The following is a 23,627-nucleotide window of genomic DNA, read 5'->3' on the forward strand; positions in this document are numbered from 1 at the left end:
TTTATGATAGGAAGCCTTCTAGAGCTTCGGCAAGCGCTTCCAAACCCTCCGCAGTGGCATTTGCTGTTGTATCTGCTTTTGCTGAGATAGTAGAGAAATCAACCTCTGCTTCCAAACTCACCGACTCAATGAAAAGTTTGGTCAAACGTACGACAGCCCAAGCAAATCCAATTCCTAAGGTAAATAGGATGATTAAATATGCGATGATAAAATTAATGAAAATTTTACCACCTGTGATATCCGATCGGAATTTTTTTCCTTGGAAACTGGTTCGATTCCAAATGTAATTTTGAACATCTGCTAAAAACCAAGAATAATAAATCCCGAGAGTCACAATACTCAAAAGAACTCCTTTCAAATAGAGGAAAAAGATTTCTTTCCCTTCTGCAGAAAATCCAAAATTTGTATTTCCGTATCTTGTTTTGCTTTGTACGTAAGCTTCCTTTTCTGCAAAAAACCAAGGGTAATAAATCCCAAGCGTAATGATTGTTAGTAGGATTCCCTTTCCATAAATTTTTGCAACTTCTAGGATTTTTCCATCAAATCCAAAACGAAGGTTGCGGTATCCGGTTCGAGAAGTTAGGTATCTTCTTCCACCGACTACTATGATAGGAACGAGTGCCAGGAATACTCCCAATGTCAAAACATACCCGACAATCATTGCAAAATAAGGGATAGGGATATAGGCCAGGATGGTTTGAATGATATAGATGCCGAGATAAAGGACTATGAAAATTCCTAAGGCCTTTAAAAAACCAATGAATCGCTCTTTTCCGGTTCCGTGAAAGGAAAAACGTTCCCCTGCCCATTCCAAATTTTCTGCCATAAATTTTTGTACATTGGTTCTTGCCCAAAAGCTATAGATCCCCAAAGTTACTACGGTAAGAAACATATTCTTCAATAGAAGGATGAAGAGTTGTCCTCCCGTGGCATGGTATTGTAGTCTAGTATTGTTCATTGATGGTCCTCAAAGGATGATTAGTGGGGAGAGTATAAAAGATTTTGTAAAAGGGTAAAGAAAAATATTTCCTATCCATTAGAAATACAATTTGTACGATTGAACCTAATTCATGACTTTTTTAGGAATCGCCGAACTTGTGTATCTTTAACCAAGTCTACCTGTACAGAATGCGAACAATATTGACTTTTCTCTTCTTGAGTTTGGCGTCATTATCCGAAGGATTTGCCGATTCGAGACAAGAATTACCTCCAACTCTAGGAGATCTGAAAGGACAGGATAAGTCGGTACGCCAACCTCCCGATCGTAAGGACAAAAAAGGATGTTGTAAAATCAAATATCCAGCAGGCGGATATGATTTCTTTCTTGCGACTGAAGACGATTGTCGGGCTAGTTTATACTTTGACAGATTTTTGGGAGAAAACAACACTCTATGCTTTCGTTGGGAAGGGGAATAGAATTTGTCGATTTTATGGGCGTTCGAGAACAAGTATTACAAACATTAGTAAAAATATTTCCTTCTTATGATGCATCCCTTGCTATTGCAGGTGGCGGCTGTAAGGCATTTTATGCTTTAGGAGTTGGGAAAACTCTTCGCGAATGGGGAGTTCGTTTCACAGAAGTTTCTGGAGTCTCTGCTGGTGCAGCTATGGCTCTTTGTATTCTCTCTCAAACAGAAGAAGAATCTGTAGAATACTTTGAAGAAATCACAAAACGCAATTCGCGTAACTTCCATTTTTCGAATTTTCTTCGGGGAGAATCTACTTTCCCTCACGAAGATATGTATCGCCGAACCATTCGGTTTGGAATGAAGTTCGATAAGGTTTTGGATTCAGGTGCCAAAGTTTGGATCCATTCGGTCAAGGCACATCCTAAGGAAGATTCGCTAAAGAATAAGTTTCGTTTGGCGAGACTCATCTCCGAAACGGGAAGAGCCTTTATTTTGGATGATCGCGATCGTTCTGATGGAATTCCTGCGAATAGAACTGCAGAGATGATTAAAAAATGGAATATGGTCGATGTTGATTTCACAGAGAAAGACTTTGTGAATTCAGAAACCATAGAACAATTCATTATGAATTCTTCCTCCATTCCTCCCATTGTGGACTTTCAATCGGTTGATAATGAATACTATTTGGATGGGGGCTTAACCAATAATATGGTTATAGAAACTTTTTCTCCAAATGCCAAAATCATTGGAATCCACTATGAACCAAATACGATTGTAGGTAAAGATCCAGAATTATTGGCAAAGTCTTATTTGATCACTCCGTCTAAACCCTTGCCAATTACTTCTTTTGATTATACGAATCCAAAAGGAGTCAGGGAAACTTTCGAATTAGGAAAAGCAGATGCTTTGGCCCAAAAAACTGCAATTCTAGATTATTTAAGATAGGATTGAAGGGTCGCTAAAGCGTTTCGCAACGTTTCTTCTTCCGAAATCAAACTGACAACTAAGGTACAACGGTTATGCGAAAATCCATACCAAGAGCCAGGGTGTAAAAAAACCTTGGCATTTAGTAAAATTTCCAAAACTAAATCTTCGTCTTTGTTTTCCATATCCAATTCAAATAGATAATACCATCCAGCTTCGCTATGTGATTTGGTTTTGATTTTTGGATTTTCTTTTGAAAAGTATTCACACTCTGCCAAGTTTCGCATAATCCTTGTTCGAATACGATTTTGGACCATTAATTTCCAGGGTATGAGTTCTGGGGTTGCTAATTGGACAGGCGAATTTACTGAGAGGTAAGTGTCAGCAATGAATCCTAAGTTTTTCTGTATCTCAGACCGGAAGTGTTTAGGACTTTTGTTTAGGATCCAACCAAGTTTGAGTCCAGGAAGAGCCAACATTTTAGAAAATCCATTGCATACAAGGAGAGGGAAAGTGGGCTCATCGGGTATTTCGTGTGCCTCTCCGGAAAACTCATAACCAACAAAAACTTCATCTAAAAGAATTGGGATTTTGATTCCAATTCTTTCCCATTCTTTCCAAAAACTAGCTGTGGTTCGAGATCCTGTGGGATTTGCGGGGCTGACTAGGACAATCAGTTTGGTTTTTGTACTCACACAATTCGCAATCGTTTCCGCAGAATAAATCCATTGCCCGGTCTCTGGATCTTCTTTTAGCGGGTAATGAACTTCTTTTAGATTTTCAAGACCAATTAAAAAGCTAAATAACGGATAACCAGGATTTGGTGTAAGAACTTCATCACCTGGATTTGTAAAAAGTTTAAAAATATATGAATAGGCCTCTGAAGTACTCGCTGTGAGAATCAGATCGGAAGTTTCAGTTTGGATTCCCCTTGTTTTGTAATCAGTAACAATCACTGATCTTGTAGATTCTAATCCTTCAGCTAGCGGATCATACTGACTAAGGTCCAAACTAGAAAGTATATGGGACAAAGCTCCCGGCGGGAATTCCAATCCTAGTTTTGTAGGATTGGAATTGGTGAGATCTAAAATTTCATTTCCTGACCTTTCCTGGTTTTTTTTTGTTTGGTGAATTTTATTTTCTGAACTTAAATCACCTAACAACTGAAAACGATTTGAAAATGAAAAAGGGAAATCGACCAAATCAACCTGCTTGGTGTAAATATTTCGCAATCAAACGGACGAGAAACCGGGGAGAAAATCGAACTGATTGTGCTAATAGGAAATTAAAGAATCCAGTAATTTTTACGACCTTTTTTCCAAACAATGCATCGAGTCCAATATCTACCACATCTTGTGATTTCATGATGAGAAAAGATGACTTAACTAAATTGATTTTAGTCATATCGGCTCTTTCAAAAAATTCTGTCTGTGTTGGTCCTGGACAAACACAGGTTACAGTAACACCGTAATCCCGAACTTCTTCAGCAAGACCTTCACTGAGTGAAAGAACAAAGGCTTTTGAGGCGTAGTAACTAGACATTAGTGGGCCTGGTTGGAAGGCAGCAGTGGAGGCAACGTTTAGAATATAACCTTCTTTTGCTTTTACCATATCTTGCAAAAACAAATGGCAAAGTTCTGCGAGAGTAGTGACATTGAGTTGGATCAATTCTGCTTCTTTTTCAAAAGAATTTTTATGGAATTCACCGTTGATACCAAAACCTGCATTGTTCACTAAACAGTGGATCGAAATTTTTAGTTTTTTGACAGCTTTGTACAAAACTTCGGCTGATTTAGGTTTTGCCAAGTCCTGGGTTATAACGACACTTTGTAATCCGTATTTGGTTTTGATTTCGGTAGCAAGAGCCTTTAGTCGATCGGCACTGCGAGCGACTAAAACAGGGGTATAACCCTTTTTCGCCAATGTTAAAGCAAAATCTTTTCCGAGACCTGTGGAAGCACCAGTAATTAGAGCATATTTCATTAGGGAAATTTATTACTGAATGCAAAAGTTGGCAATTCGAAACTAAATAGTTTTGGAAATTTTGAACGCCTGGTCAATATTAGTTTTATGAGCCAACCTCTTACCCATCCGCTTCATACCATCCAAAAAGAAAGAGCCATCATCTTCATCCTTGCAGCCCTCCAATTTTTACATATCCTAGATTTTGTCATCATGATGCCCTTAGGGCCAGTGTTTATGGAAAGTTTCAAAATCGACTCTGCAGCCTTTGGGTTACTAGTGTCTTCCTATTCTATTAGTGCTGGAGTATTTGGACTGATAGGAGCTTTGTTTTTAGATTCCTATGACCGTAAAATGAGTCTCCTTGTATTGTTCTTTGGATTTTCTGTCGGGACATTGTTATGTGCTTTTGCCCCCAATTACCCATTTTTGCTTTTTGCAAGAATTGTTGCCGGTGGGTTTGGAGGAATGTTGGGTGCTACGGTATTATCAATCATTGGAGATATCATTCCTGTATTTAGAAGAGGGACGGCAACAGGTGTTGTGATGAGTTCCTTTTCTGTGGCATCGGTGATCGGAATTCCCATTGGTCTTTCCTTAGCCAATAAATTCGGATGGCAGTTCCCATTCCTGTCCTTGGCAATTGCAGGTTTTTTGATTTTACCGATTGGTTATAAAGTATTACCTTCGATTCGTTATCATTTGGATTCGGATGTTCACCCTAAACAGTCCCAACTAAAATCCTTAATACAGGTTGTTACCAAAAAAGACCATATGGCACCTTTTATTTTTATGGTTTTTTTGATGTTTGGTGGATTTACGATCATTCCTTTTCTTAGTCCATTTCTTGTCTCTAACGTTGGTTTAGTGTTCAGTGATTTACCTTATATTTATTTCTTTGGTGGTCTATTTACATTTTTTACTAGTAGATTCATAGGAAAACTATCAGATCGATATGGAAAACTAACTGTTTATCAAATCATTTCAATCATTGCCGTGATTCCCATTGTGCTTGTGGTTTCATTGACAAAAACTTCATTACCAATCGTTCTTACGATCACAACACTATTTATGATTTTAGTTTCTGGAAGGATGGTCCCTGCTTTTGCGATGATCACCTCCGCTGTGGAACCAAGAATACGGGGAAGTTTTATGTCTGTAAATTCTGCTATTCAACAAATTTCTTCGGGTGTTGCGTCTTATGTTGCAGGACTCATTTTGGTCCAAGCTCCCGATAACCAACTCGTAAACTACGAATTAGTAGGGATGATTTCTGTATTTAGTTTGTTGTTTAGTGTGTATCTTGCTAAAAAAATAAAAATTGCAGGATAGTTTCAAAATGTATAGAATAAACTAGCGAAAGTTAGTTTATTCTATAATTCTAATTTTCCCGTGTTAAGAAAATCAATAATCATTTGTTTTTGAGAAGGAGTGATCATTTTTCGTTCTAATAGTTGGTTTAGAATTTCCGACGCAGTTCCAATTTCCATTCCAGCCATTTCAGAAAAAATAAACTGAAAGTTTTTATCAATCCGGTGTTCCCCAATATAGTTTATGAGTTTTTCACTTGTTTCTAGAATCAATCGCTGCCTTTGAATGAGGCCTTCCATAGTGGAAAGTATGATCGATACTTCGGGATCCTCAGCAAATAATTGCATCATATGTTCATAAATTTTGGGAGATTGTAATGGTAATTCGTAAATCGAATCTCCAAGAGCCGTATATAAGGATTTTTCTTCTTCAAAATCCAAACCAGTATATTTGTTAAGATTGGATACAATTTCGGAAGGTAAAATCACGATAAACTGACAGGCATATTCTGGTTCTTTTAAGTATCGAACAAAATACTGAATTAAATCGCAAATACGCAAATAACTAACAAATGTCCAATACTTGAAACTTCTTATATCAAACATATGTTTGATGGACTTTTCTCTTTTAATCGAGTCTCGGATATTCATGTAATTTTCAAAATCACATTTGAAAAGATAACTTAATGTGTGGTTGGAAAAGGACTCAATGATTTCACGAACGAGTGTTGGTTCTCCAATATAAAGAAAATAAGAGATTAATTCTAAATTGTCTTTTGAAGTCCAAAGGAACTTTTCTAGTGTTTTGGCTGGAATTTGGGAAAAAGCAGAAAACCCAATTTTAAATGTAACTTTATCTTGTAAAAATGCTTCTAATTTATTTTTTGCAATACAATCTTCATCTAAGTCTTGTTTAGCGAAAGAATGCCTGCAACTAGGTGGGCAGGCTTCATATAAAGATGTACCAAGGAAACATTTTGGCATAGATTATTGAACTAATTCTCCGCAGTCTCTCATTTCAGGAGCATAAGGGTTTTTTACTTCTCTACCTGTCATTAACCAAGATTTATCAACCATAGGACAGTAAAATCGATTGTACTTAGATTGGTTTGGCACTTCCGTTTTGATTTGGATCAATATTTCCTGAATTTTCGAAATTTTTTCATAACTAGTTTCTAAATCGGCTCCATTTGCGGGAACAAAGGGGCGCAATGTTTCTGCCCAGACCTTTAATTTAGGATGTCCATTCGCTCCCAATGCATCAAGAGACTCTGAAAAAACTTTCCAATTCGGTTTGGGATCTTCTTTTAGATACTCTTCGAGGAGGATTTGGTTCTCTGCAAGGAGTTTTGCCGCTAGGTTTTCATGGGCAGTTTCAAAAGGAACGACCTCTTCCTTGCAAGAAAGGGCAAAAAAGGCTAAAACGATGAGTAATATCCGAAATGCATTCATATTTTGATTCTTTTTTCCTAAGTTGGAATTGGAATTCAAATTTTAGTTTCGAGTTTGTTAGAGGGAAATTGCTTTTTTCTCGACAAAGCCGGTTTTTCAAGCATGATGACAGAAAAGTTCACGAAGGTGTAATTCCATTATGATTATTGTAGAAGGCATTGGCCACATCAGTATCCCCGTCTCCCAACTCGACACCTCTATCGATTTTTACCGGGACATTTTTGACTTCGAAGTGGAGACAAAGAAGGCTACTGAGGCAATTCTTTCTCTGGATTCCTTTCGGATCCGATTGGTGAAAGCAGAGGTTTCAGACAGGTCTCTCCCTATCCTTAGTTTTGTGATGGATGTGGATGACTTCACTGAAGCTATCAGCGAACTGGAAGAAAAAAATGTGAAGATCATCAAAGGACCAGAAGGAACAGACTCTGGAGAAAGCTTAACCTTTGCAGATCCGAGCCAAAACTTAATAGAGATTTTCTACTCCAACTAAAACCTGCTGATTTTTTAAAATTCCCAATGAAAGTCTCCTTGGTGTCCTAGGAACCAAGGGGTGGGAACCTCTAACCTTATATTCAATTTTATAAAATGCTTAAGTACTTATCTTTTTCAAAGTACTAAGCTACAAGTTGCGGATTCTGCAGTGATGTAAAACTGCGTCGCAACTCCCACCGGAAAAGGGATGACTGGGTCGTTTTGTAAAACGTAATCGGTTGCCCGACATGATCTATCAAATACTCTCACAGTCACGACACTTTGACAACCAATGGTCAAATTCCTTGAGGATAACAATGTATCTGTATGAAAGGCTTTGGTTTCATTCCCATCAAATTCTACTGATAAACTTTGGCCTTGTTTTAGTTCAATTTCGGCACCGTATTGTTTGTTAGTGACCGTATAGCAGTCGATAAAGTATTCCATACCGGCACAATTCACACCTTCTTTTGAATTGGGTAAACAAGAGCCACCCGATTTTGATACTGTGATGAATCCAGAATATGCTCCATCGGGAACTTTGGTATACAATTCGGTTCCAAGGTTTAAACTGATTGCTGCAACAACGTCATTAAAACGAACTATGGGATCGATTCCAAAATTTTCTCCTTTGATGACAACTTCTGTGGCAGCATAGAAGGCATTTAAATTGTTTTGAGCAGGAGTTCCAATTTGGGGAGTCACTGAAGACACAACAGGTGGAGAGGTAAGAAGTGAGGCCAGAGGGTCTTCTGAAGACGAGGACTGGCAGGAAAAACTGCTTCCAAGTACTAGTGAGAATCCGATTGTGTATAAAATCCTTCTCATGACGGCTGCTTCCATTATCGGAAAATCAAAACAGTTTTCATTTCTATTTTTTCATCTGGAGGAAATTCTATGAACACTGTCACTCTTCAAACTCACCATACTTATGTAGCATTGATAGAACTAAATCGTCCTGAGGCAAAAAATGCCATATCCATTCAGCTCCTGGAAGAACTAAGAGGGAAAATTGAAGAAGTAAAAACAACCCGTGCTCGTGCTCTTGTCATCATTGGAACAGGAGATGCTTTTTGTTCTGGCGCCGATTTAAAGGAAAGAAAATCCATGTCGGACATAGAGGTAAAAAAATTTCTGAAAGATATCAACATTTGTTTTTCAGAACTGGCAAATCTCCCTATCCCAACAATTGCGGCTATCAATGGGTTTGCCTTTGGTGGTGGATTAGAAATGGCATTATCATGTGACATTCGTTATGCGAGTGAGTCTGCGCAAATGGGACTAACTGAAACTAAATTAGGAATCATTCCTGGTGCAGGCGGAACCCAAAGACTTTCCCGAATTGTAGGAGAATCCACAGCCAAAGAATGGATTTTTTCCGGAAGGAAACTATCAGGAAAAGAAGCAATGGCCCGGGGATTGGTATCTCAAGTATTCGAATCAGACCATTTAAGGGAATCTTCTCTTGCCTTGGCGCGGGAGATATCGGAATCTGCACCTATTGCGGTTTCTGCAGCTAAAAAGGCTATAGACCGCGGAATGGAATTGCCAATAGAGTCTGCCCTAGAGTGGGAGAGGTTATGTTATTTTGAGACGATAGGTACAAAAGATCGAATCGAAGCCTTGCAGGCGTTTGCTGAAAAAAGAAAACCTAATTTTAAGGGAGAATGATCCGTGATTTTAACCGGAAAAGAAATTTTAAAAAGACTTGGTAACGATATTAAAATCGAACCATACGATGCTAACTTACTAAATCCAAATTCATATAATTTAAGATTGCATGAAGACCTTTTAATATACTCAGAATTTCCATTGGATATGAAAAAACCGAATCCTGTACAAACTCTGAAGATACCGGAAGAGGGTTTGTTATTAGAACCGGGCAAATTGTATTTAGGAAGGACAATCGAATTTACGGAGACTCATAATTTAGTTCCCATGTTAGAAGGTCGTTCTTCGATTGGGCGATTAGGAATGTTTGTTCATATCACTGCAGGTTTTGGGGACGTTGGATTTAAAGGTTTTTGGACTTTAGAGATCCAAGTGACTCATCCTTTACGTGTTTATTCAGGTGTCCAGATCTGCCAGATTTTCTACCATACAGTGGAAGGGGAAATCAGTGAATACAAATCAGGAAAATACCAAGCAAACCAAGGCATCCAACCTTCTTTATTGTATAAGGACTTTGAAAAGAAATAGGTAATTTGATTTCTTTAAGATGAGAATTGGCAATGGAAAGAAGAAACCTGCCTCCCAATGGGAGGGCAGGTGTTTCATAATTACATTTATTTTTTAGCTTTGAAGGTACAATCCCAGCGAGGGTCATCTAAGTTCATAGCACCTAGTTTTACCCAGTTGTTCGTTTTACCAATGAAGGTAATGGAACAAAGTGTTCCCTTTAGATCCAAACGATTTCCACCTTCGAGGGAAGTAAATTTTCCACAGTAGGTTTTACCATCGCGCGGATTATAGATCTTTCCGTTTTTATATACACCTTCCCCAACATAATCAAATCCAGTGATAAAAACCATTCCTAAGTTAGGGCGGTTTCTTAGTTTTGGATCTTCATTGTTATGGTCTAAGTAAGGAGTTCCTGGAACACCTTTGTCTTTCTCTTTTTCAGGGTAAGCATTGTCTTTGATACAAACCGTTTTACCGCAGTACTTATCACCACATTTGAAAATTTCAATGACAGAGTCTTTTTCAGGGGGTAAGTACCGGCCTATGGCAACGTCTGCCTCTTGGGCAAGTAGAGAACTTCCGGCGAAGAGGATTGCCGTCCATACACTTAAAACAAGTTTTTGATTCATAAGGATCCTTATTCTATAAAATTGGATTCGCTTATTCTGACAGAAATTTGAATCTCTGGCAAGCTGGTTTTTGATAATTACCCGTTACAATTTAATAAAAAGGTACATTCTTTATAACCATTTTAAATTGAATTACGTATGGTGTTTTTATACAAATTAAAGAATCCCAATAGGCGTTTTCTTACAGAACCGAAATTCCATAAGTGAACGGTGGATTCAAATAAATCGTTTAGTGAATATGGACTAACCTCAATTAATTGAGGCTAGTCGCTTTTTCTAGTAATTTGGAAAGTTTGAGAACGTTTTTGTTTGTTGGATCAATAGATTGAGCTCTTGTTACATAAGTAACTGCTCGGTCGACATTCCCAAGCAACCGGCTAACATCCGCAAGGTTAATAAGATTTTGAAAGTTTTCAGGATCGTATTTAAGAGCTTCCTGCGCAGCTTTTAGGGCACTTTCATAATTTCCGAGTTTCTTTTCGGACATTGCTAGGTAATACCAATACTCACCTGATCCTTCATTTTCTTTTAAAAATTCAGTTAGCACTTTTGCAGCGATGTCGTACTCTTTTCCTTTGTAACTTACAAGACCTAAAAACTTATTTAGTTTTTGGTTAGTTGAATCACCGAGGAAGGCTTTTTTCATTACGGTAATGGCTCTTTCAATTTCTCCATTTTGATAAAGAACTTTTCCTTCTTCATAGGCACCGGAAGTTGTAAGCGCTTCATCCCAATCGTCGCCGGGAGTGTCAAAAAAGTCATCAATCGGTTGGTGTGATAAGTCGTCTTTTTCTGGTGCATGCAGGATTGGGGACCTTTCGCTTTTGAAAACAACACTTAACATTGAGATATCATCTGTAACATCTCCCGATTTTTTTACGAGTTTCTCCACTTCATAAATATCGCCATCAGCTTGTTCAACAAATCGAAGAACCATTGTTTCATCTTCATTGATAGTTCTTACATCTTCATCTGGTGTGAGGTCAATATCATCCCTTCCATCGGAACCAAGGATCAATTGATCGCCAGGTAGAAGTTGAAATGTTTGCACTTCGAATGGATATTCAGAGTCCAGTCCCAATTTACGTAGTTTTAATTCATCTTCGATAAAACTTGCCTTACCGTCTCGGTAAAGAATGCTGTATGGGTGTTCTGCGTTAAAATACCAAATTTTACCACTTTCATCATCAATTAACATGACTGTTGCTGAGATGACCATGGTTCCACTAAAGGATTTAAATACAGCATTGACTTCTTCGTATACGTCTGTTAGCCATTCTTCTGGAGTTCTGTTGAGAATTCTTTTGTTACCAGCCGAACGTGCCATAATGGAATTCATTACCACACCCATCACTAGAGAGCCACCAGCCCCCTGCATGGATTTTCCCATGGCATCACCATTCATCACCATAGTATATCGATGAAAATCATCAGGTTTTCCTAACTTTAGGTTTCCTGTGATACAAATGTCACCACCCAAATCTCCGGTTTTATTACGGAATTCGAAAGTTTTCTTTTGGTGAACAAAAAAATCGCAACGAATATTGTCTGACTTGTTTGCGTTGAAGAATAATGGTTTTGCAAGTAAAGAAGTTAGGAAGTAGTCTCCATCTTGTTGTACTTTCAAACGATGAATCTCATCCATTTTTTCTTGGAGTTCTTTCGTTCGTTCTTTTACTTTTTCTTCTAAGTTTTCTGCATAGTCTTGGAGTTCGCGTCTTGCATCACGGATTGAAGAAACCATGCCATTGAAGGATTCTGCAAGATAACCAATTTCATCATTTACTTTGATGGGAACTTCTACTTCCAAATTTCCTTGGTTTACTTTTTCTACCCCAGCGAGTAATGCATAGAGTGGATTCACAAGTGCGGAACGAAAGAAAAGAGGGAAAACAACGAGTAAAACGAACATCACAATTGCAAGAATTACTAGTTCGAGTTTTGCAGACTTGTGCATATAAGCTCTGTAGTCTCGATAGTTAAAACCAACCTCTCTGTTGATTTTATTTTTCGAATCATAAGTCATATAAGCAACGTAATGCGAAACACCATCTAAGTCTTTTCTGTAGTGTCTTGTTAAGTCTGGTTTAAAATAACGGAAAAACTTCAACATTTCGACGCGAAGGTCCCTTCCTGAAATTTCCTTTCCGTCCCACTTACAATCGCTAACATGTTTGAGGATGGCATCACGAAACGTATCAACGTTTTTTACTTTTTCGACGTATTTGACGCCCTCTTCACAAAACTGGTCTGGTAGAATGTCACCAAGTTTGTTTGTGTTGATAAAGGTTCTTCGATTTAATTTTTCGATCAGCTTAGAAACTTCGGCTTTTAATTCCGCTCCTTCTGAATCTGGATTTTCATCCAAAAACTGACTGATCGCATTTTTATAACCTTCAAAGTAATATGGTGTTTTTTCTAAAATTGACTTCAGTGAATTTCGATACTCTGATTCACCAATGGATACAACTTCATCATACAAAGCGGTATTATAAAGATCTGCTTGGACGAGAGGAAGGTCTAGGTTTACCGAAGAAGGTAAGTATGCTTTTTTAAGGTTTTGACCTGAGGAATCGTATTCAATGACAAACAAAATATCCTTGGAACGTACTCCGCCTTCTGCGACTCGTAGTGCCTTTTGGATCGCAGTATTATCAAAAGAGGTTTCCTTTTCTTGATCTACTAAGTAACTGAAGGCCTGCATGATGAGGAGGATGGTTACAAATGAGATTCCTACAATCTTTACCATGAAGGTAGTACGTTCACTACTGTTGTTGATAAAGGTAATAGTAATAATAAAGAATGTAAATGTGAAAAGTAATACAAGCGCTGTCAAATATGTCGAACGCTCCATTGCTCCATCACGACTCATAACGTTAGTTATATTGGGTACAACCGCTGCAATTAAAGCCGCAACCAACATGATTATGAGAGTTCCCCGTTTGTCTTTACTTACGTGGAATATACGATATCCAGGCAGAACAAGGAAGTTGATAAATGAATAAGCAGCGATGAATAAACTTAGAATTCGGCTAGGTCCTTCTGAATTAAAATCCCAATGGTGAGCAGTGAAGTGGTATTTTCTTTCGCCTTGAGAAACGGTAACAAGAAACCACAAAACTACAACTACTGCGATAGCATAAAGGATGGCCTGGAGGATGGTTGCTGCTTTCGGGTCTTCATTATCTGGAAAACGAAAGAAGAACTGTCCGAAATGGATGATCCCGAAGATAATAAAACCACCAGTGATCCAACGGTGGTAAGAAGCAATGGGATGGTAGTAAAACGCTCCCAAAAGGTATCCGAACTGAAATAGACATAAAAACAAACAAGCTAACCCCATGTGTTTAGTGGCCACAGTTTTGTCTTTCAGTGAGAAAAAGAATGTAGTCAAGACCGCAAGGAGGACAGTGACAATTAAACTACCGAATGTATAATAATTTGTTAGTATGTGGTCAACGGATAATATGCTTTCACTCATAGGGTCTTCTAGTTGCTAATTTAATACGAAATCGTAACAGGCAGAAATTCGAAATCAATTCATTTTCCTACCTTCCCGAGCAAATCGGACAGTCGCCGTTTTGCCCGAAGGAAGGGTAAAAACTATCGAGTTGCGATAAAACAATCAATCCCATCGTATTTCAATTTTGATTTGAGAGATTCCGCTTTTGAGCGGTCTGCAAAATCACCAACTTGAACTACGAACTTTCCATCTCGAGGAGTTACAAACACGGATTGGTTGTATTCAGATTTCATGTTTTCTTGGTATTTTAATGCTCTTTCTTTTTCTTGAAAGACCCCAACTTGAACCGTAAATCCTTTTCCTGCCGCTACTGGTTTCACAATACCCGGTTTTACAGGTGTCAGTTTTTCTGGTTTCGCAGGAGCATCATCCAAAAGATTTGCGTCATCTAAATCATCGCCAAGATCATCTTCTCCTTTTTTGAGAACTTTGATCCCAACTTTGGTAATCCCTTTGTCTTTAAACTCAAGGATCTCTGCAGTTTTTTCTGATACATCTACAATTCGTTCATCTACAAAAGGCCCGCGATCATTGATTCGAACCACTGCTTCTTTATTGTTTTCTAAGTTCTGGATTTTGATCACACTTCCGATGGGCAGAGTTCTATGAGCACCTGTCATCTTCATTCGATCAAAAGGTTCACCACTGGCAGTGGGGCGTCCTTGGAACTTTTGTCCATACCAGGAGGACAAACCAACTTCATCAAACTGATCCGCAGGTTTTTTGGTTGGGATTGCTGCGGCCGCAACAGGAGTTGCTGTTTTTGCATTAGAATCTAAATCGTCAATGATGGAGCGAGCCACTGGATCTTCCGATTTTGTGTTACTTGCCGGCTTTGACTTCCCAGACCGTTCGAAAAAAATATCTTCCGGATCGCCGGAAGCACTATAATCTCTTCGGGTAGCATCTGCAGAACTGCAGGACACTAGCCACAATACTATGGATATAAGTATGAGTCTTTGCATAACTTTCCCCTTCCTCTGGACTCTTGTGTGTACCTTTCGGAAGGTTTTTCCAATCTCCTGATAATTTTTCTCGAGGGAGATTCGTTTCTGAAACGATAATGGCTAGTATGGCACAAGAAATCCAATCTCTATTCAACGAGGCAGTCCGTTTGGAGCGGAATGGGGAGTGGGAACGTGCAGAAACTCAATATAAAATTTTGCTTGAGAAGGACCCAAATTACCATTTGGCCTTACAAAACTTAGGAGTGATTTACGCCAAACAAGGGAAACATGCGGATGCAATTCCATTGTTTTCTAAGGCATACAAACTCCACGCAAATGTGAAAAACTGTTATAATTTAGCAGTTTCCCTTTACAAACATGAGGAAACGGAAAAAGCCATAAGTTTCTTAAAACAAACTTTAACCTTTGAAAAGAAGTTTATTTCTGCGCATTTGCTTCTTGCACAAGCCTATCAAAAGTTAGGCAATGATGAAAAAACCGAAGTATATCTAACTAATGTTATTAAAATCGAACCGGACCATAAATCAGCTTTAGGAGGGCTTGCGATGTTTTATTACGAAAGGAATCGTTTTCCAGAAAGTTTAAAAATGATCGAACGTTATTTGATTCTTTATCCTGGTAATGCTCAATTAAAAATTATTCAATCGGAAATCCTCGCCAAACAAGGTAATTATAAAGCTTCAGCCACTTTACTTGCAGCCATGGTTAAAGAGGATGTAGGATTCACAAACTTTAATGAAAGTTTACAAGCTGCTTGGAAAGAGGAAGACGGAATAGCAAATGAAAGTTTGCACAGAATCCAATCCAAGGCCAAAATGAAATTAAAAGAATTTCAAACAAAATTAGAACTTTCAAAAGAGAATCCAGAGGAGTTTTCTCCGCCAGATGCACAAGAAGCTTTAGATTTAAGTTTGTTATATCTTTTCAACGGCAACCCAGAAAAAGCGATGCAATATTTGGTATTTGCCCAAAAGATGAAGGAAAAGACTGATCCAGACAGGCCATCCTAGATTGAAATTTCGAATTTTATCCCTCTTATTTCTTTGTTTTATACTCATTTTTATGGGATGTAGATATCCCATTGCAAAACAAGAGGATTTGGAATCCGATACTTTGTTTTTAGAAGTGTCGAATTCCAGTGCGACAGAGTGTAATGCAGAAGGAATTCGGCTGTCGAAGTCCATCCAACTCGACCAAGCAGAGTCTGTTTGGGACAAATGCGTACAAACCAATCCAAATGAAGTTGCCGTCCATTTGAACCGACTTCGATTTTATTTTTTGTTAGATGAATTCGAACTACTCAAAGAAAAAATTACAAAGGAAGCTCCATCTCGGTCCTCAGTGACCTATACTAATATTTTAAAAGAATTGGAAATCCGTTTGCGAAATGACGAAAGGGTTGTTGTGCTTGATGCCCTATCTCGTGTAAAGGGATGGGAATTGTATTCTTATGAAGAGTTAGCAAATTATTATTTACAAACAGGTAACTATGTTTATGCGGAAGGTTATTTTAACCAAATTTTAGAGCTAGTCCCATTCCATGAAAACGCTCTTTATGGAATGGCAGACATCCAAGTCCAAAAAGGTAACTGGTACAGTCTGTTAGATTATGCAAAATCTTTAGAAGTTGCTTCTAAAAAGAATAAGGATTTTCATTTTTACTTTTTAAAGGCCAATTATGAATTAGGGCGATATGAAGAAGCCTTAAAATGGGCAGAGTCAGCGACTGTTAGCGAAAAAACACAGATCGGTTTTTTAGAAATTTGGCGAGATACTTTACTGGTCTTAAAAGATTTTCCTAGATGGGACGGGCTTTTACCTTACTACCGTAAGGCGGTAGAGAAAGGTTATTCTGTTCCGGAGTCGGTTTTTTTTCCTACTCTTTCCAAAGAAGGAAAGGATGTTAGGAAAGCTTCTCGTACAGGAAGAAGTTAAACAAATAAACTCAATATTTTAAAACTAATGATAGAGATCATTCTCTGTCTTGGCATAAATTCCAAATTTTTTCCGCTTGTCGGAGCTTAAGGACGTTATGCGTTCGAATCAAAGGAATTTTGTATCGTATTAGATGGAGTTCACAGGCCAAAGTGGCAAACTCTCTATCAATGATTGGTAAATTTCCAAGTACATTTCCGAGAAAAGACTTTCTAGATACTCCAACCATTAATTGGGGGAATTCCAATTTTAGGATTTCCAATTCTTGTAAAACTTGAAAAGAAACCATCGGATCCTCACTCAAAAAAAATCCCATTCCGGGATCAAAGTAAAGGGCCGTTTCAGGAATGCCAAGTGAGATTAGTTCGGAACGACGGTCTCTAAAAAAAGTTTGGACTTTTTTCACAACTTTTTCTGGCGTTAGGTCTGATTTATATTTCGCAATATTTCTGTTATGCGAATGCATGATGATGAGTTTTAATTCCGGGTGTTTTTCGATGGAATGTTTTAGAAAACTACGGTCCCCTTCATAGGTAAAACCCGTGATGTCGTTGAGGCAACGAACACCCGCTTCAATTCCCTTTTTTTGTACTGCGGGTCTAAAGCTATCAAGACTGATCCGAACTCCCTTAGGGACAAAATGGCGAATGACTGGCTCGACTCTTTGCCACTCTTCCTCTTCCGTAACTAGCGTGGCTTCAATGTTAGAAGATTGACCCGATACATCCAACCAGTCAGCACCTTCTTGTAAAAGTTTCGTACCTTGTTGGATTGCGTCCTCTGGGTTAAGAAATTTTCCCCCATCACTAAATGAGTCAGTGGTAATGTTTAAAATTCCGAAGATTTCGGCCATGAATGAGTAGGATAATGGGTAAACCTTACCCTAAAAGCCTTATTTTTCCCTTGGCAGAAAATTCCGATTAGCCGATACATAGGAGAGACGGCAGATGAAAAAACTCCTTATTTCCTTAATCATTTTGGCATTCCCACTTCTGGCGCAGCCTTTACCAAAGGCGAAGGATGTAAGGTTTTACCAGCCACTCAACACACAAAATGTGGAATACAACCCAATCATATCCCCAACAGGAAGGTATTTAGTATTCCAATCCAATCGACCAGGTGGTGAGGGAGGGATGGATCTTTGGATTTCAGAAAACTTAAGTTTTCCAGACCGAATGAAATTACCTGTATGGTCGCCGCCGAAAAATTTTCGTGAACTCAATACATCCAATTTTGAAGGTATGTTTTCCATCCTTTTTGATGAAGAGGAAAAACCATACGAGCTCTACTTTACTTCAGTGCGTGATAAAACACAAGCTGATCCAAAAAAGAACCGTGAAGGTTATGATGGGCTTAACCTCTATTATACAAAGATCAATCAAAGGACCGGTCTTTGGTCTGTTCCCATTCATATCAATGAAGTTAATTCCCATTTTGAAGATAAAATGCCTGCCGTTTCGCCTGATGGATGTTCGATGGTATTTTCATCAAACCGACCAGGGGGACTCGGGGGATTTGATCTTTGGATTTCGAAAAGAGAACCCACAACAGGAACAAAGGAAACAGTTCCAGATAAACCAAAAATTAAATGTCGAGATGGGATTTGGCAAAAGCCAATTTCTATGGGAACGGTTATCAATACAAACGATGATGAAATTAGTCCCAATTACCACTGGGATGGACTTCGTTTGTATTTTAGTTCGAATCGAACTGATAAAAATCGTAAATTTAGTTTTTACTATAGTGAGTTTAATGAGGCACAAAATATTTTTGAAACGCCTATATTGTTAGGTTCTCCTTTTAATACTAAAGGTCAATTGTCAGGTGAATCTACAGGATTCCCATTTGATACTCCTGCAGATTATTCAACTTATAGCCTTTGGGAAGAAAGTGATAATGAAGGTATTTCTGTAACCTTTGATGACTTGTGGTTTTATTTTTCATCTAACAGACCAGGTGGGGAAGGCCAGTTCGATATTTATAGAACTATGGTTCCAGAAGACCTAAGGCGTACATACGAATTTGTATTTCGTGGTCTTGTGCTCGATGGATCAGAAGCCATCATGATAGGACTTGATTCTACTCTCAAGATATATGATGATACAAGACCTATTCAAGTGATTACATCAAAACGAATCGGTGGAGACTTATCCATTGCGGATGCAGAAAATTTTCGTACAACGATCAAAACAGGAAAACTATACCGAGTAGAAGTTTCTTCACCTGGGTTTCATCCTACAGAAGTTCTTTTAGATTTGAGAGGAAATGTTGGAAAGGATAAAGAACAATATTCTCAGATCATCTTACAACCAATTCGCCCAACGAAAGAGGAACGACCTGACAAAACCATCCAAGGAATTCGATTTATTGTCAAAGACAGGAAAACAGACCTTGTCATTCCCAATGCCATCTGTTATTATTTTGATGATTTAACTCGTAAGGGAAAATCTTTAGAATCAAAAGATGCACGTTTTGACCTGGAAAAATCTCCTACAATGGATTTTGAAATTTTGGTACGAGCAAAAGGATATAAAGAAGAAACATTCCTTTTTTCCAAAGATAAAATTTCAGGAATGGAAGGGAAAGAAACCGTACTTTATCTAAGAAATTTAAATGATTTTGACAATTTGTATAATACAATTATTTATTTCCCATTCAACGAACGGGTATTGAGTGATGAAGATAAGAAAAAATTGGATCTTTTTGCTGACTTCCTGATCCAACATAAGAATGAAAAAGTTGAAATCGGTGGACATACTGATAATATAGGGAATAAGGAATACAACATCAGTTTGAGCGAAGATAGGGCTCTTTCTGTTTATCAATACATGCGACTCAAAGGTGTTCCAAAGGAACGAATGAAGGTACAGGCCTACCATTATTCTCAGCCGATTGCAGAAAATGAAACAGAAGAAGGACGATCTCGAAATAGACGTGTGAATTTCAAAAAGATAGACTAATTATGATCAATCGTGTTAAAATTCATTTCGAGCAAGAAAGAGATTACCTTCCATTAGAGGCAGTCAGAACATTACCCGAATTCTTCAAACAAATGATGGGTGGGAATGGATTGTATCTTAAAGGATATGACACTCCCATTCGTGCAAAGTTCAAAGGGGAAAGACCAGACGGTGCACATATTTGGGAATTAGAGACCATTCCTGAATTAATCGAAACTATTTTTACAGTGCAAGCAACTCCTAGTTTCCATGTAGAAGTGGATTATGAACTGATAAACCAAAAAGACAATCTCCTTCTTGGAAAAATCATAGACCGAAGACAAACCTATGCTACGAGACAAGATCCGAGAAATGAAAAAGTTCGAGGAAATGTTGTAGCATCAAATTTTTTAGTCGCAAAAACTAATATCGATTTTTCAAAGCTAACCGGGGTTAGCTCGCAAGTGATCCTTTCGGATATTCAACGAACTGTCTTAAAGGATTACCCACAATCAAAAGTGGTATTTCTTTCAGTCTCAATTCATAGTGATGAAATTGATTTGATGAAGGAACACAAAAAACCTCTTTTTATATTGGATACGGAAACCTTTGAGTCTTTTTCCTCTGAAGATGTGTTCAATCCCAAAAAAACCTTTGAAGATGAATTTTTATTGGATGATAAAATCCAAGAGTATAAAAAGAAAAAAATTGGTTCTTATATCTATTACCCTCTATTCATTCAAATGAAAGACATGCATTTTTTTGCATATATTTCACTCGAGACGGAAAGACCCGGAATTCCTGGTGAAGTATTGGATTTGTTTAAAGAGGTTGAACGTACGTTTCAAGAAAGAATCATGGACTCAAATACCCATATTCTTGATATCAAACAAAACGTACTGAACGTTTCCCGAGGTGGGGTCGCCTTGGAAGTTAACGATATGGAAATTATTAGAGCACTGAAAGTGAAACCTACATTTACTTTAGATATCAATTTTAAATTGCAAGCTCCGATCCGGATGGCAGTAGAATTGCGACATCTGGAAGAGGTGAATGACTATTTTAGATTGGGTGGAAGGATCACAGGTGTGAGCGGAGATAAAAAAGCCAAAGAGATTTATCACAGTCTTATTGATTTTTTTGGCTAATCTGCGCAGGTTCCAGGGGCCATACATTGAAAGAACAAAAACTAACAACAGAAAACTATAAAGGCACTAGGGATTTTTATCCTGAAGATATGCGCCTTCGCAATTATTTATTCTCGGTCATGAAAGATGTCGTCAGGTCGTATGGATACGAAGAATACGATGGACCTATGGTAGAATCATTGGATCTTTACAGAGCCAAAACGGGTGAGGAAATCGTAGGAAAACAAATTTATAATTTCATTGATAAGGGAGATCGCGAAGTTGCAATTCGTCCCGAAATGACACCAACTGTTGCTAGGATGGTGGCAAAAAAATTACGCGACTTACCTCGCCCTATTCGTTGGTTTTCCATTCCTAACCTTTGGAGATACGAACAACCTGGCCTCGGCCGACTGCGGGAACATTGGCAATTGAATGTAGATATGTTTGGTGTGACAAGTAGTAGAGCCGAATTGGAAATATTGTCTTTGGCTTGCGATATTTTATTTGCTTTTGGTGCACCAAGGAATAGTTTTAAAGTTACCATTTCTCATAGATCACTTCTCGACGAATTTTTGTTAGATGGTTTGAAAGTAAGTCCAAACCAAGCTCATGAAGTTTCAAAAATTTTGGACAAAAAAAACAAAATTACTGAAGATGAATATGTTGCACTTGTTTCGAAAACAATTCCGAACGATCCTTCCGCGATTTCTAAAATCAATTTGTTTTTGGCATCTACTACAGAAACTTTGAATCAGATTCCTGGTATCAAAGAAGAAACTTTAAATGCCATTCGAACTTTGTTTGAAGATTTGAAAACTATCGGATTACAAGACATCATCTATTTTGACCCATCAGTGGTTAGAGGTTTTGACTATTATACAGGTTTTATATTTGAAATTTTTGATACGTCCCCGCAGAACAAACGTTCGCTATATGGCGGAGGAAGGTATGATAATTTAATTGGTCTTTTTTCCAATGAGGAACTTTCTGGAATTGGATTTGGACTTGGTGATGTAACTCTCCAAAATTTTTTAACAGCACATAATTTGTTACCAAAATTTTCAAGTGATTCCACTGTATATATTCCACTACTAGATGAGTCTTCATTTACAGAGAACCATAACTTTGCGAAAGAACTACGAAAGGAAAAGATTGCCACTGAGGTGTCTTTAGTTTCTCAAAAGATGGGAAAACAACTTTCGTATGCAGAGAAAAAAGGATATCGATGGATCCTTCTTCGCGGGGAAGACGAAATCAAAGCGGGAACTGTGACTTTAAAAGATATGGCAACTCGTAACCAATGGACGTCTTCATTTCCTGAAGCACTTCAAAAGATAAAAGAAGAGCTTTCTAAATGAATTTGATTTCTACTATCGACTTAAAGCTATCTATTTGGATCCAAAAGTATTTACACCATCCAAAGCTTAGTTGGGTTTTGTCCAGAGTCAATCGTGGGGAAATGTTTGCTTTAGTTTTGTTGCCCCTTATGTTTTTGAGTGAATTATACAAACCAGTTTACTTTAGTTTGCCTTTTGTACTCGTATTCACTTACATAACGGATCGTTTGGTATTGGTGTTAAAAAAATACTTCGCTAGGAAACGTCCCCTAGTTAGTGTTATGGGAAAAGTAGATTCCAATCCAGATATGAAACACTCCTTTCCCTCGGCACATAGTGCTAATTCGATTGTCGTATCTACAATTTTGGTGTTTGCCTTTCATGAAACTCCCTATTTCTTTTTCTTTAGTTTATTTGCGGGTGTGGGACGGCTTGTAACCTTACACCATTTTGTAAGTGATATTGTGGGAGGATGGATCATTGGTTTTGGAATTGGACTAATTGCAGTTCTATTTCATTTTTATCTATGGCCATATTGTTTGACACTATGAAACATATTGGATATTTTTTCTCATTTTTAATCGTATATCTATTTTATTTTCCGTTTAAAATTCTTCCATATAAGTGGTGTTTGGCGTATGGAATTTTTTTAACCAAACTTCTTTATCCACTGGATAAAAAACACCAGAAGGTAGCGGCAGATAATATTCGGTTTGCATTCCCGAATTATTCTGAAGAACAAATTCAAAGTTTAGTAAAAGCTCATTACAGACATTTGGGGATCTTACTTGCTCATACACTTTGGGCGCCACGGATGACAAAAAAATGGTTGGATGAAAATTTGATTATTGATGCAGAAAGCCTACAAATCGAAGAAGAAACCAAAAAACAAGGAGTAGGAGTGATCTTAATTTCTGGTCACTTTGGCACTTGGGAAATTTTAGTTCAATTTTTGGGAATCCGAATGAAGGGCGGCGGTATTTACAAAAAGGTGAGAAACCCCTTTGTCGATCGGCTTTTACGCAGTATGCGTTCTAAAAATGGAGTGGTCCTTGTTCCTGTGCAAGAGTCTACTCAAGTGATCAAACTTCTGAAACAAGGTTATTGGATAGGTTTTGGTGCTGACCAAAATGCTGGAAAAGCAGGAATTTTTGTTCCCTTTATGAATCGCCAAGCCTCTACCTTTGTGGGTCCGGCCCTAATGGCTTACTTAACTGGAGCCAAAATGTTATATTATTCAGTGTTAGCTGGTGAAAACGGAAAAGTGATCGTTCGAGTGAAGGATTTAGGTTTTGTTGATAAAAAACTTTATCCATCAAAAGACGATGTGATCAGACATTATACGGAACTATGGACCAAAACTTTGGAAGAAGAAGTGAAGTTGTTTCCGGAGCAGTACTTTTGGGTGCACCGTCGTTGGAGAACCCAACCGCAAGTCACCGGAAACAATCAGTAAG

At 38.0% G+C, this 23,627-nt stretch carries 23 protein-coding genes; 13 read left to right on the top strand and 10 right to left on the bottom strand.

From position 1 onward, the window contains the following. Position 1: 1 nt before the first annotated feature. On the bottom strand, positions 2-958 hold the full coding sequence (locus LEP1GSC203_RS05045; protein ID WP_002972408.1) for a YjgN family protein: 957 nt from the start codon (positions 956-958) through the stop codon (positions 2-4). Positions 959-1,161: 203 nt separating this feature from the next. Between LEP1GSC203_RS05045 and LEP1GSC203_RS05050 the strand changes: the two genes are divergently transcribed. Together LEP1GSC203_RS05050 and LEP1GSC203_RS05055 are read left to right on the top strand one after the other, a co-directional pair. Further along, on the top strand, positions 1,162-1,416 hold the full coding sequence (locus LEP1GSC203_RS05050; protein ID WP_232225784.1) for an LIC_11321 family protein: 255 nt from the start codon (positions 1,162-1,164) through the stop codon (positions 1,414-1,416). Continuing rightward, a complete protein-coding gene (locus LEP1GSC203_RS05055) occupies positions 1,392-2,354 on the top strand; it encodes a patatin-like phospholipase family protein (RefSeq protein ID WP_002972276.1) in 963 nt (320 codons plus the stop codon). Before LEP1GSC203_RS05050 ends, LEP1GSC203_RS05055 begins: the two co-directional genes overlap by 25 nt. Here LEP1GSC203_RS05055 and LEP1GSC203_RS05060 read toward each other — a convergent pair. Continuing rightward, positions 2,342-3,535: a pyridoxal phosphate-dependent aminotransferase gene (locus LEP1GSC203_RS05060; RefSeq protein WP_002972626.1), complete on the bottom strand. Its 1,194-nt coding sequence runs from the start codon at positions 3,533-3,535 to the stop codon at positions 2,342-2,344. The genes LEP1GSC203_RS05055 and LEP1GSC203_RS05060 overlap by 13 nt on opposite strands. Before the next feature lies 1 nt (position 3,536). Further along, positions 3,537-4,316, bottom strand: a complete 780-nt coding sequence (locus tag LEP1GSC203_RS05065) for an SDR family NAD(P)-dependent oxidoreductase (protein WP_002972742.1) — start codon at positions 4,314-4,316, stop codon at positions 3,537-3,539. Positions 4,317-4,403: 87 nt separating this feature from the next. On the opposite strand from LEP1GSC203_RS05065, the gene LEP1GSC203_RS05070 reads away from it, so the two are divergent. Continuing rightward, positions 4,404-5,627 carry an MFS transporter gene (locus LEP1GSC203_RS05070; protein ID WP_002972702.1) on the top strand — a complete coding sequence of 408 codons (1,224 nt, stop codon included), beginning with the start codon at positions 4,404-4,406 and terminating at the stop codon, positions 5,625-5,627. A gap of 41 nt (positions 5,628-5,668) precedes the next feature. Here the strand turns inward: LEP1GSC203_RS05070 and LEP1GSC203_RS05075 are convergent, their stop codons facing one another. Together LEP1GSC203_RS05075 and LEP1GSC203_RS05080 are read right to left on the bottom strand one after the other, a co-directional pair. Then, complete coding sequence (locus LEP1GSC203_RS05075; RefSeq protein WP_002972759.1) at positions 5,669-6,589, bottom strand: cyclic nucleotide-binding domain-containing protein; 921 nt, start codon at positions 6,587-6,589, stop codon at positions 5,669-5,671. Between the two features lie 3 nt (positions 6,590-6,592). Then, entirely contained in the window at positions 6,593-7,096 is a 504-nt protein-coding gene (locus LEP1GSC203_RS05080) for a DUF3347 domain-containing protein (protein ID WP_002972874.1), read from the bottom strand. A gap of 100 nt (positions 7,097-7,196) precedes the next feature. On the opposite strand from LEP1GSC203_RS05080, the gene LEP1GSC203_RS05085 reads away from it, so the two are divergent. Then, a complete protein-coding gene (locus LEP1GSC203_RS05085) occupies positions 7,197-7,547 on the top strand; it encodes a VOC family protein (RefSeq protein ID WP_002972168.1) in 351 nt (116 codons plus the stop codon). A 116-nt stretch (positions 7,548-7,663) separates the two neighbouring features. Here the strand turns inward: LEP1GSC203_RS05085 and LEP1GSC203_RS05090 are convergent, their stop codons facing one another. Continuing rightward, positions 7,664-8,356, bottom strand: coding sequence for an LIC10067 family putative lipoprotein (locus LEP1GSC203_RS05090; protein ID WP_002972180.1), 693 nt, complete (start codon positions 8,354-8,356; stop codon positions 7,664-7,666). A gap of 69 nt (positions 8,357-8,425) precedes the next feature. Between LEP1GSC203_RS05090 and LEP1GSC203_RS05095 the strand changes: the two genes are divergently transcribed. Together LEP1GSC203_RS05095 and dcd are read left to right on the top strand one after the other, a co-directional pair. Further along, positions 8,426-9,199, top strand: a complete 774-nt coding sequence (locus LEP1GSC203_RS05095; protein WP_002972304.1) for an enoyl-CoA hydratase-related protein — start codon at positions 8,426-8,428, stop codon at positions 9,197-9,199. 3 nt (positions 9,200-9,202) lie between these two features. After that, complete coding sequence (gene dcd / locus LEP1GSC203_RS05100) at positions 9,203-9,727, top strand: dCTP deaminase (protein ID WP_002972453.1); 525 nt, start codon at positions 9,203-9,205, stop codon at positions 9,725-9,727. A gap of 86 nt (positions 9,728-9,813) precedes the next feature. Here dcd and LEP1GSC203_RS05105 read toward each other — a convergent pair whose 3' ends face one another. The 3 genes from LEP1GSC203_RS05105 to mpl36 form a co-directional block, all read right to left on the bottom strand. Beyond that, positions 9,814-10,338 (bottom strand): DUF2147 domain-containing protein, encoded by a 525-nt coding sequence (locus LEP1GSC203_RS05105; RefSeq protein WP_002972531.1) that lies wholly within the window; start codon positions 10,336-10,338, stop codon positions 9,814-9,816. Positions 10,339-10,591: 253 nt separating this feature from the next. Continuing rightward, positions 10,592-13,819: a SpoIIE family protein phosphatase gene (locus tag LEP1GSC203_RS05110; protein WP_039937169.1), complete on the bottom strand. Its 3,228-nt coding sequence runs from the start codon at positions 13,817-13,819 to the stop codon at positions 10,592-10,594. A gap of 122 nt (positions 13,820-13,941) precedes the next feature. Continuing rightward, on the bottom strand, positions 13,942-14,826 hold the full coding sequence (gene mpl36, locus LEP1GSC203_RS05115; protein ID WP_002972590.1) for an RlpA family plasminogen-binding lipoprotein MPL36: 885 nt from the start codon (positions 14,824-14,826) through the stop codon (positions 13,942-13,944). A 107-nt stretch (positions 14,827-14,933) separates the two neighbouring features. On the opposite strand from mpl36, the gene LEP1GSC203_RS05120 reads away from it, so the two are divergent. Both LEP1GSC203_RS05120 and LEP1GSC203_RS05125 read left to right on the top strand, forming a co-directional pair. Then, positions 14,934-15,839 carry a tetratricopeptide repeat protein gene (locus LEP1GSC203_RS05120; RefSeq protein WP_002972673.1) on the top strand — a complete coding sequence of 302 codons (906 nt, stop codon included), beginning with the start codon at positions 14,934-14,936 and terminating at the stop codon, positions 15,837-15,839. 1 nt (position 15,840) lies between these two features. Then, positions 15,841-16,764 (top strand): tetratricopeptide repeat protein, encoded by a 924-nt coding sequence (locus tag LEP1GSC203_RS05125; RefSeq protein WP_002972774.1) that lies wholly within the window; start codon positions 15,841-15,843, stop codon positions 16,762-16,764. 37 nt (positions 16,765-16,801) lie between these two features. On the opposite strand, the gene folP is transcribed toward LEP1GSC203_RS05125, so the two are convergent. Continuing rightward, positions 16,802-17,617: a dihydropteroate synthase gene (gene folP / locus LEP1GSC203_RS05130; RefSeq protein ID WP_002972285.1), complete on the bottom strand. Its 816-nt coding sequence runs from the start codon at positions 17,615-17,617 to the stop codon at positions 16,802-16,804. A gap of 94 nt (positions 17,618-17,711) precedes the next feature. On the opposite strand from folP, the gene LEP1GSC203_RS05135 reads away from it, so the two are divergent. Genes LEP1GSC203_RS05135 through LEP1GSC203_RS05155 form a run of 5 tightly spaced genes read left to right on the top strand, consistent with a single transcriptional unit; the run spans position 17,712 to position 23,626 of the window. Beyond that, positions 17,712-19,724, top strand: coding sequence for an OmpA family protein (locus tag LEP1GSC203_RS05135; protein ID WP_002972947.1), 2,013 nt, complete (start codon positions 17,712-17,714; stop codon positions 19,722-19,724). A 2-nt stretch (positions 19,725-19,726) separates the two neighbouring features. Then, positions 19,727-20,851 carry a DUF1577 domain-containing protein gene (locus tag LEP1GSC203_RS05140; RefSeq protein ID WP_002972795.1) on the top strand — a complete coding sequence of 375 codons (1,125 nt, stop codon included), beginning with the start codon at positions 19,727-19,729 and terminating at the stop codon, positions 20,849-20,851. A 26-nt stretch (positions 20,852-20,877) separates the two neighbouring features. Continuing rightward, complete coding sequence (gene hisS / locus LEP1GSC203_RS05145; RefSeq protein ID WP_002972895.1) at positions 20,878-22,191, top strand: histidine--tRNA ligase; 1,314 nt, start codon at positions 20,878-20,880, stop codon at positions 22,189-22,191. After that, positions 22,188-22,721, top strand: coding sequence for a phosphatase PAP2 family protein (locus LEP1GSC203_RS05150; protein ID WP_002972491.1), 534 nt, complete (start codon positions 22,188-22,190; stop codon positions 22,719-22,721). The genes hisS and LEP1GSC203_RS05150 overlap by 4 nt, the downstream gene beginning before the upstream one ends. Next, positions 22,718-23,626 carry a lysophospholipid acyltransferase family protein gene (locus tag LEP1GSC203_RS05155; RefSeq protein WP_039937254.1) on the top strand — a complete coding sequence of 303 codons (909 nt, stop codon included), beginning with the start codon at positions 22,718-22,720 and terminating at the stop codon, positions 23,624-23,626. Before LEP1GSC203_RS05150 ends, LEP1GSC203_RS05155 begins: the two co-directional genes overlap by 4 nt. The last annotated feature ends 1 nt before the right edge of the window (position 23,627 follow it).

This window comes from Leptospira terpstrae serovar Hualin str. LT 11-33 = ATCC 700639, from assembly GCF_000332495.1.
GTDB lineage: Bacteria > Spirochaetota > Leptospiria > Leptospirales > Leptospiraceae > Leptospira_A > Leptospira_A terpstrae.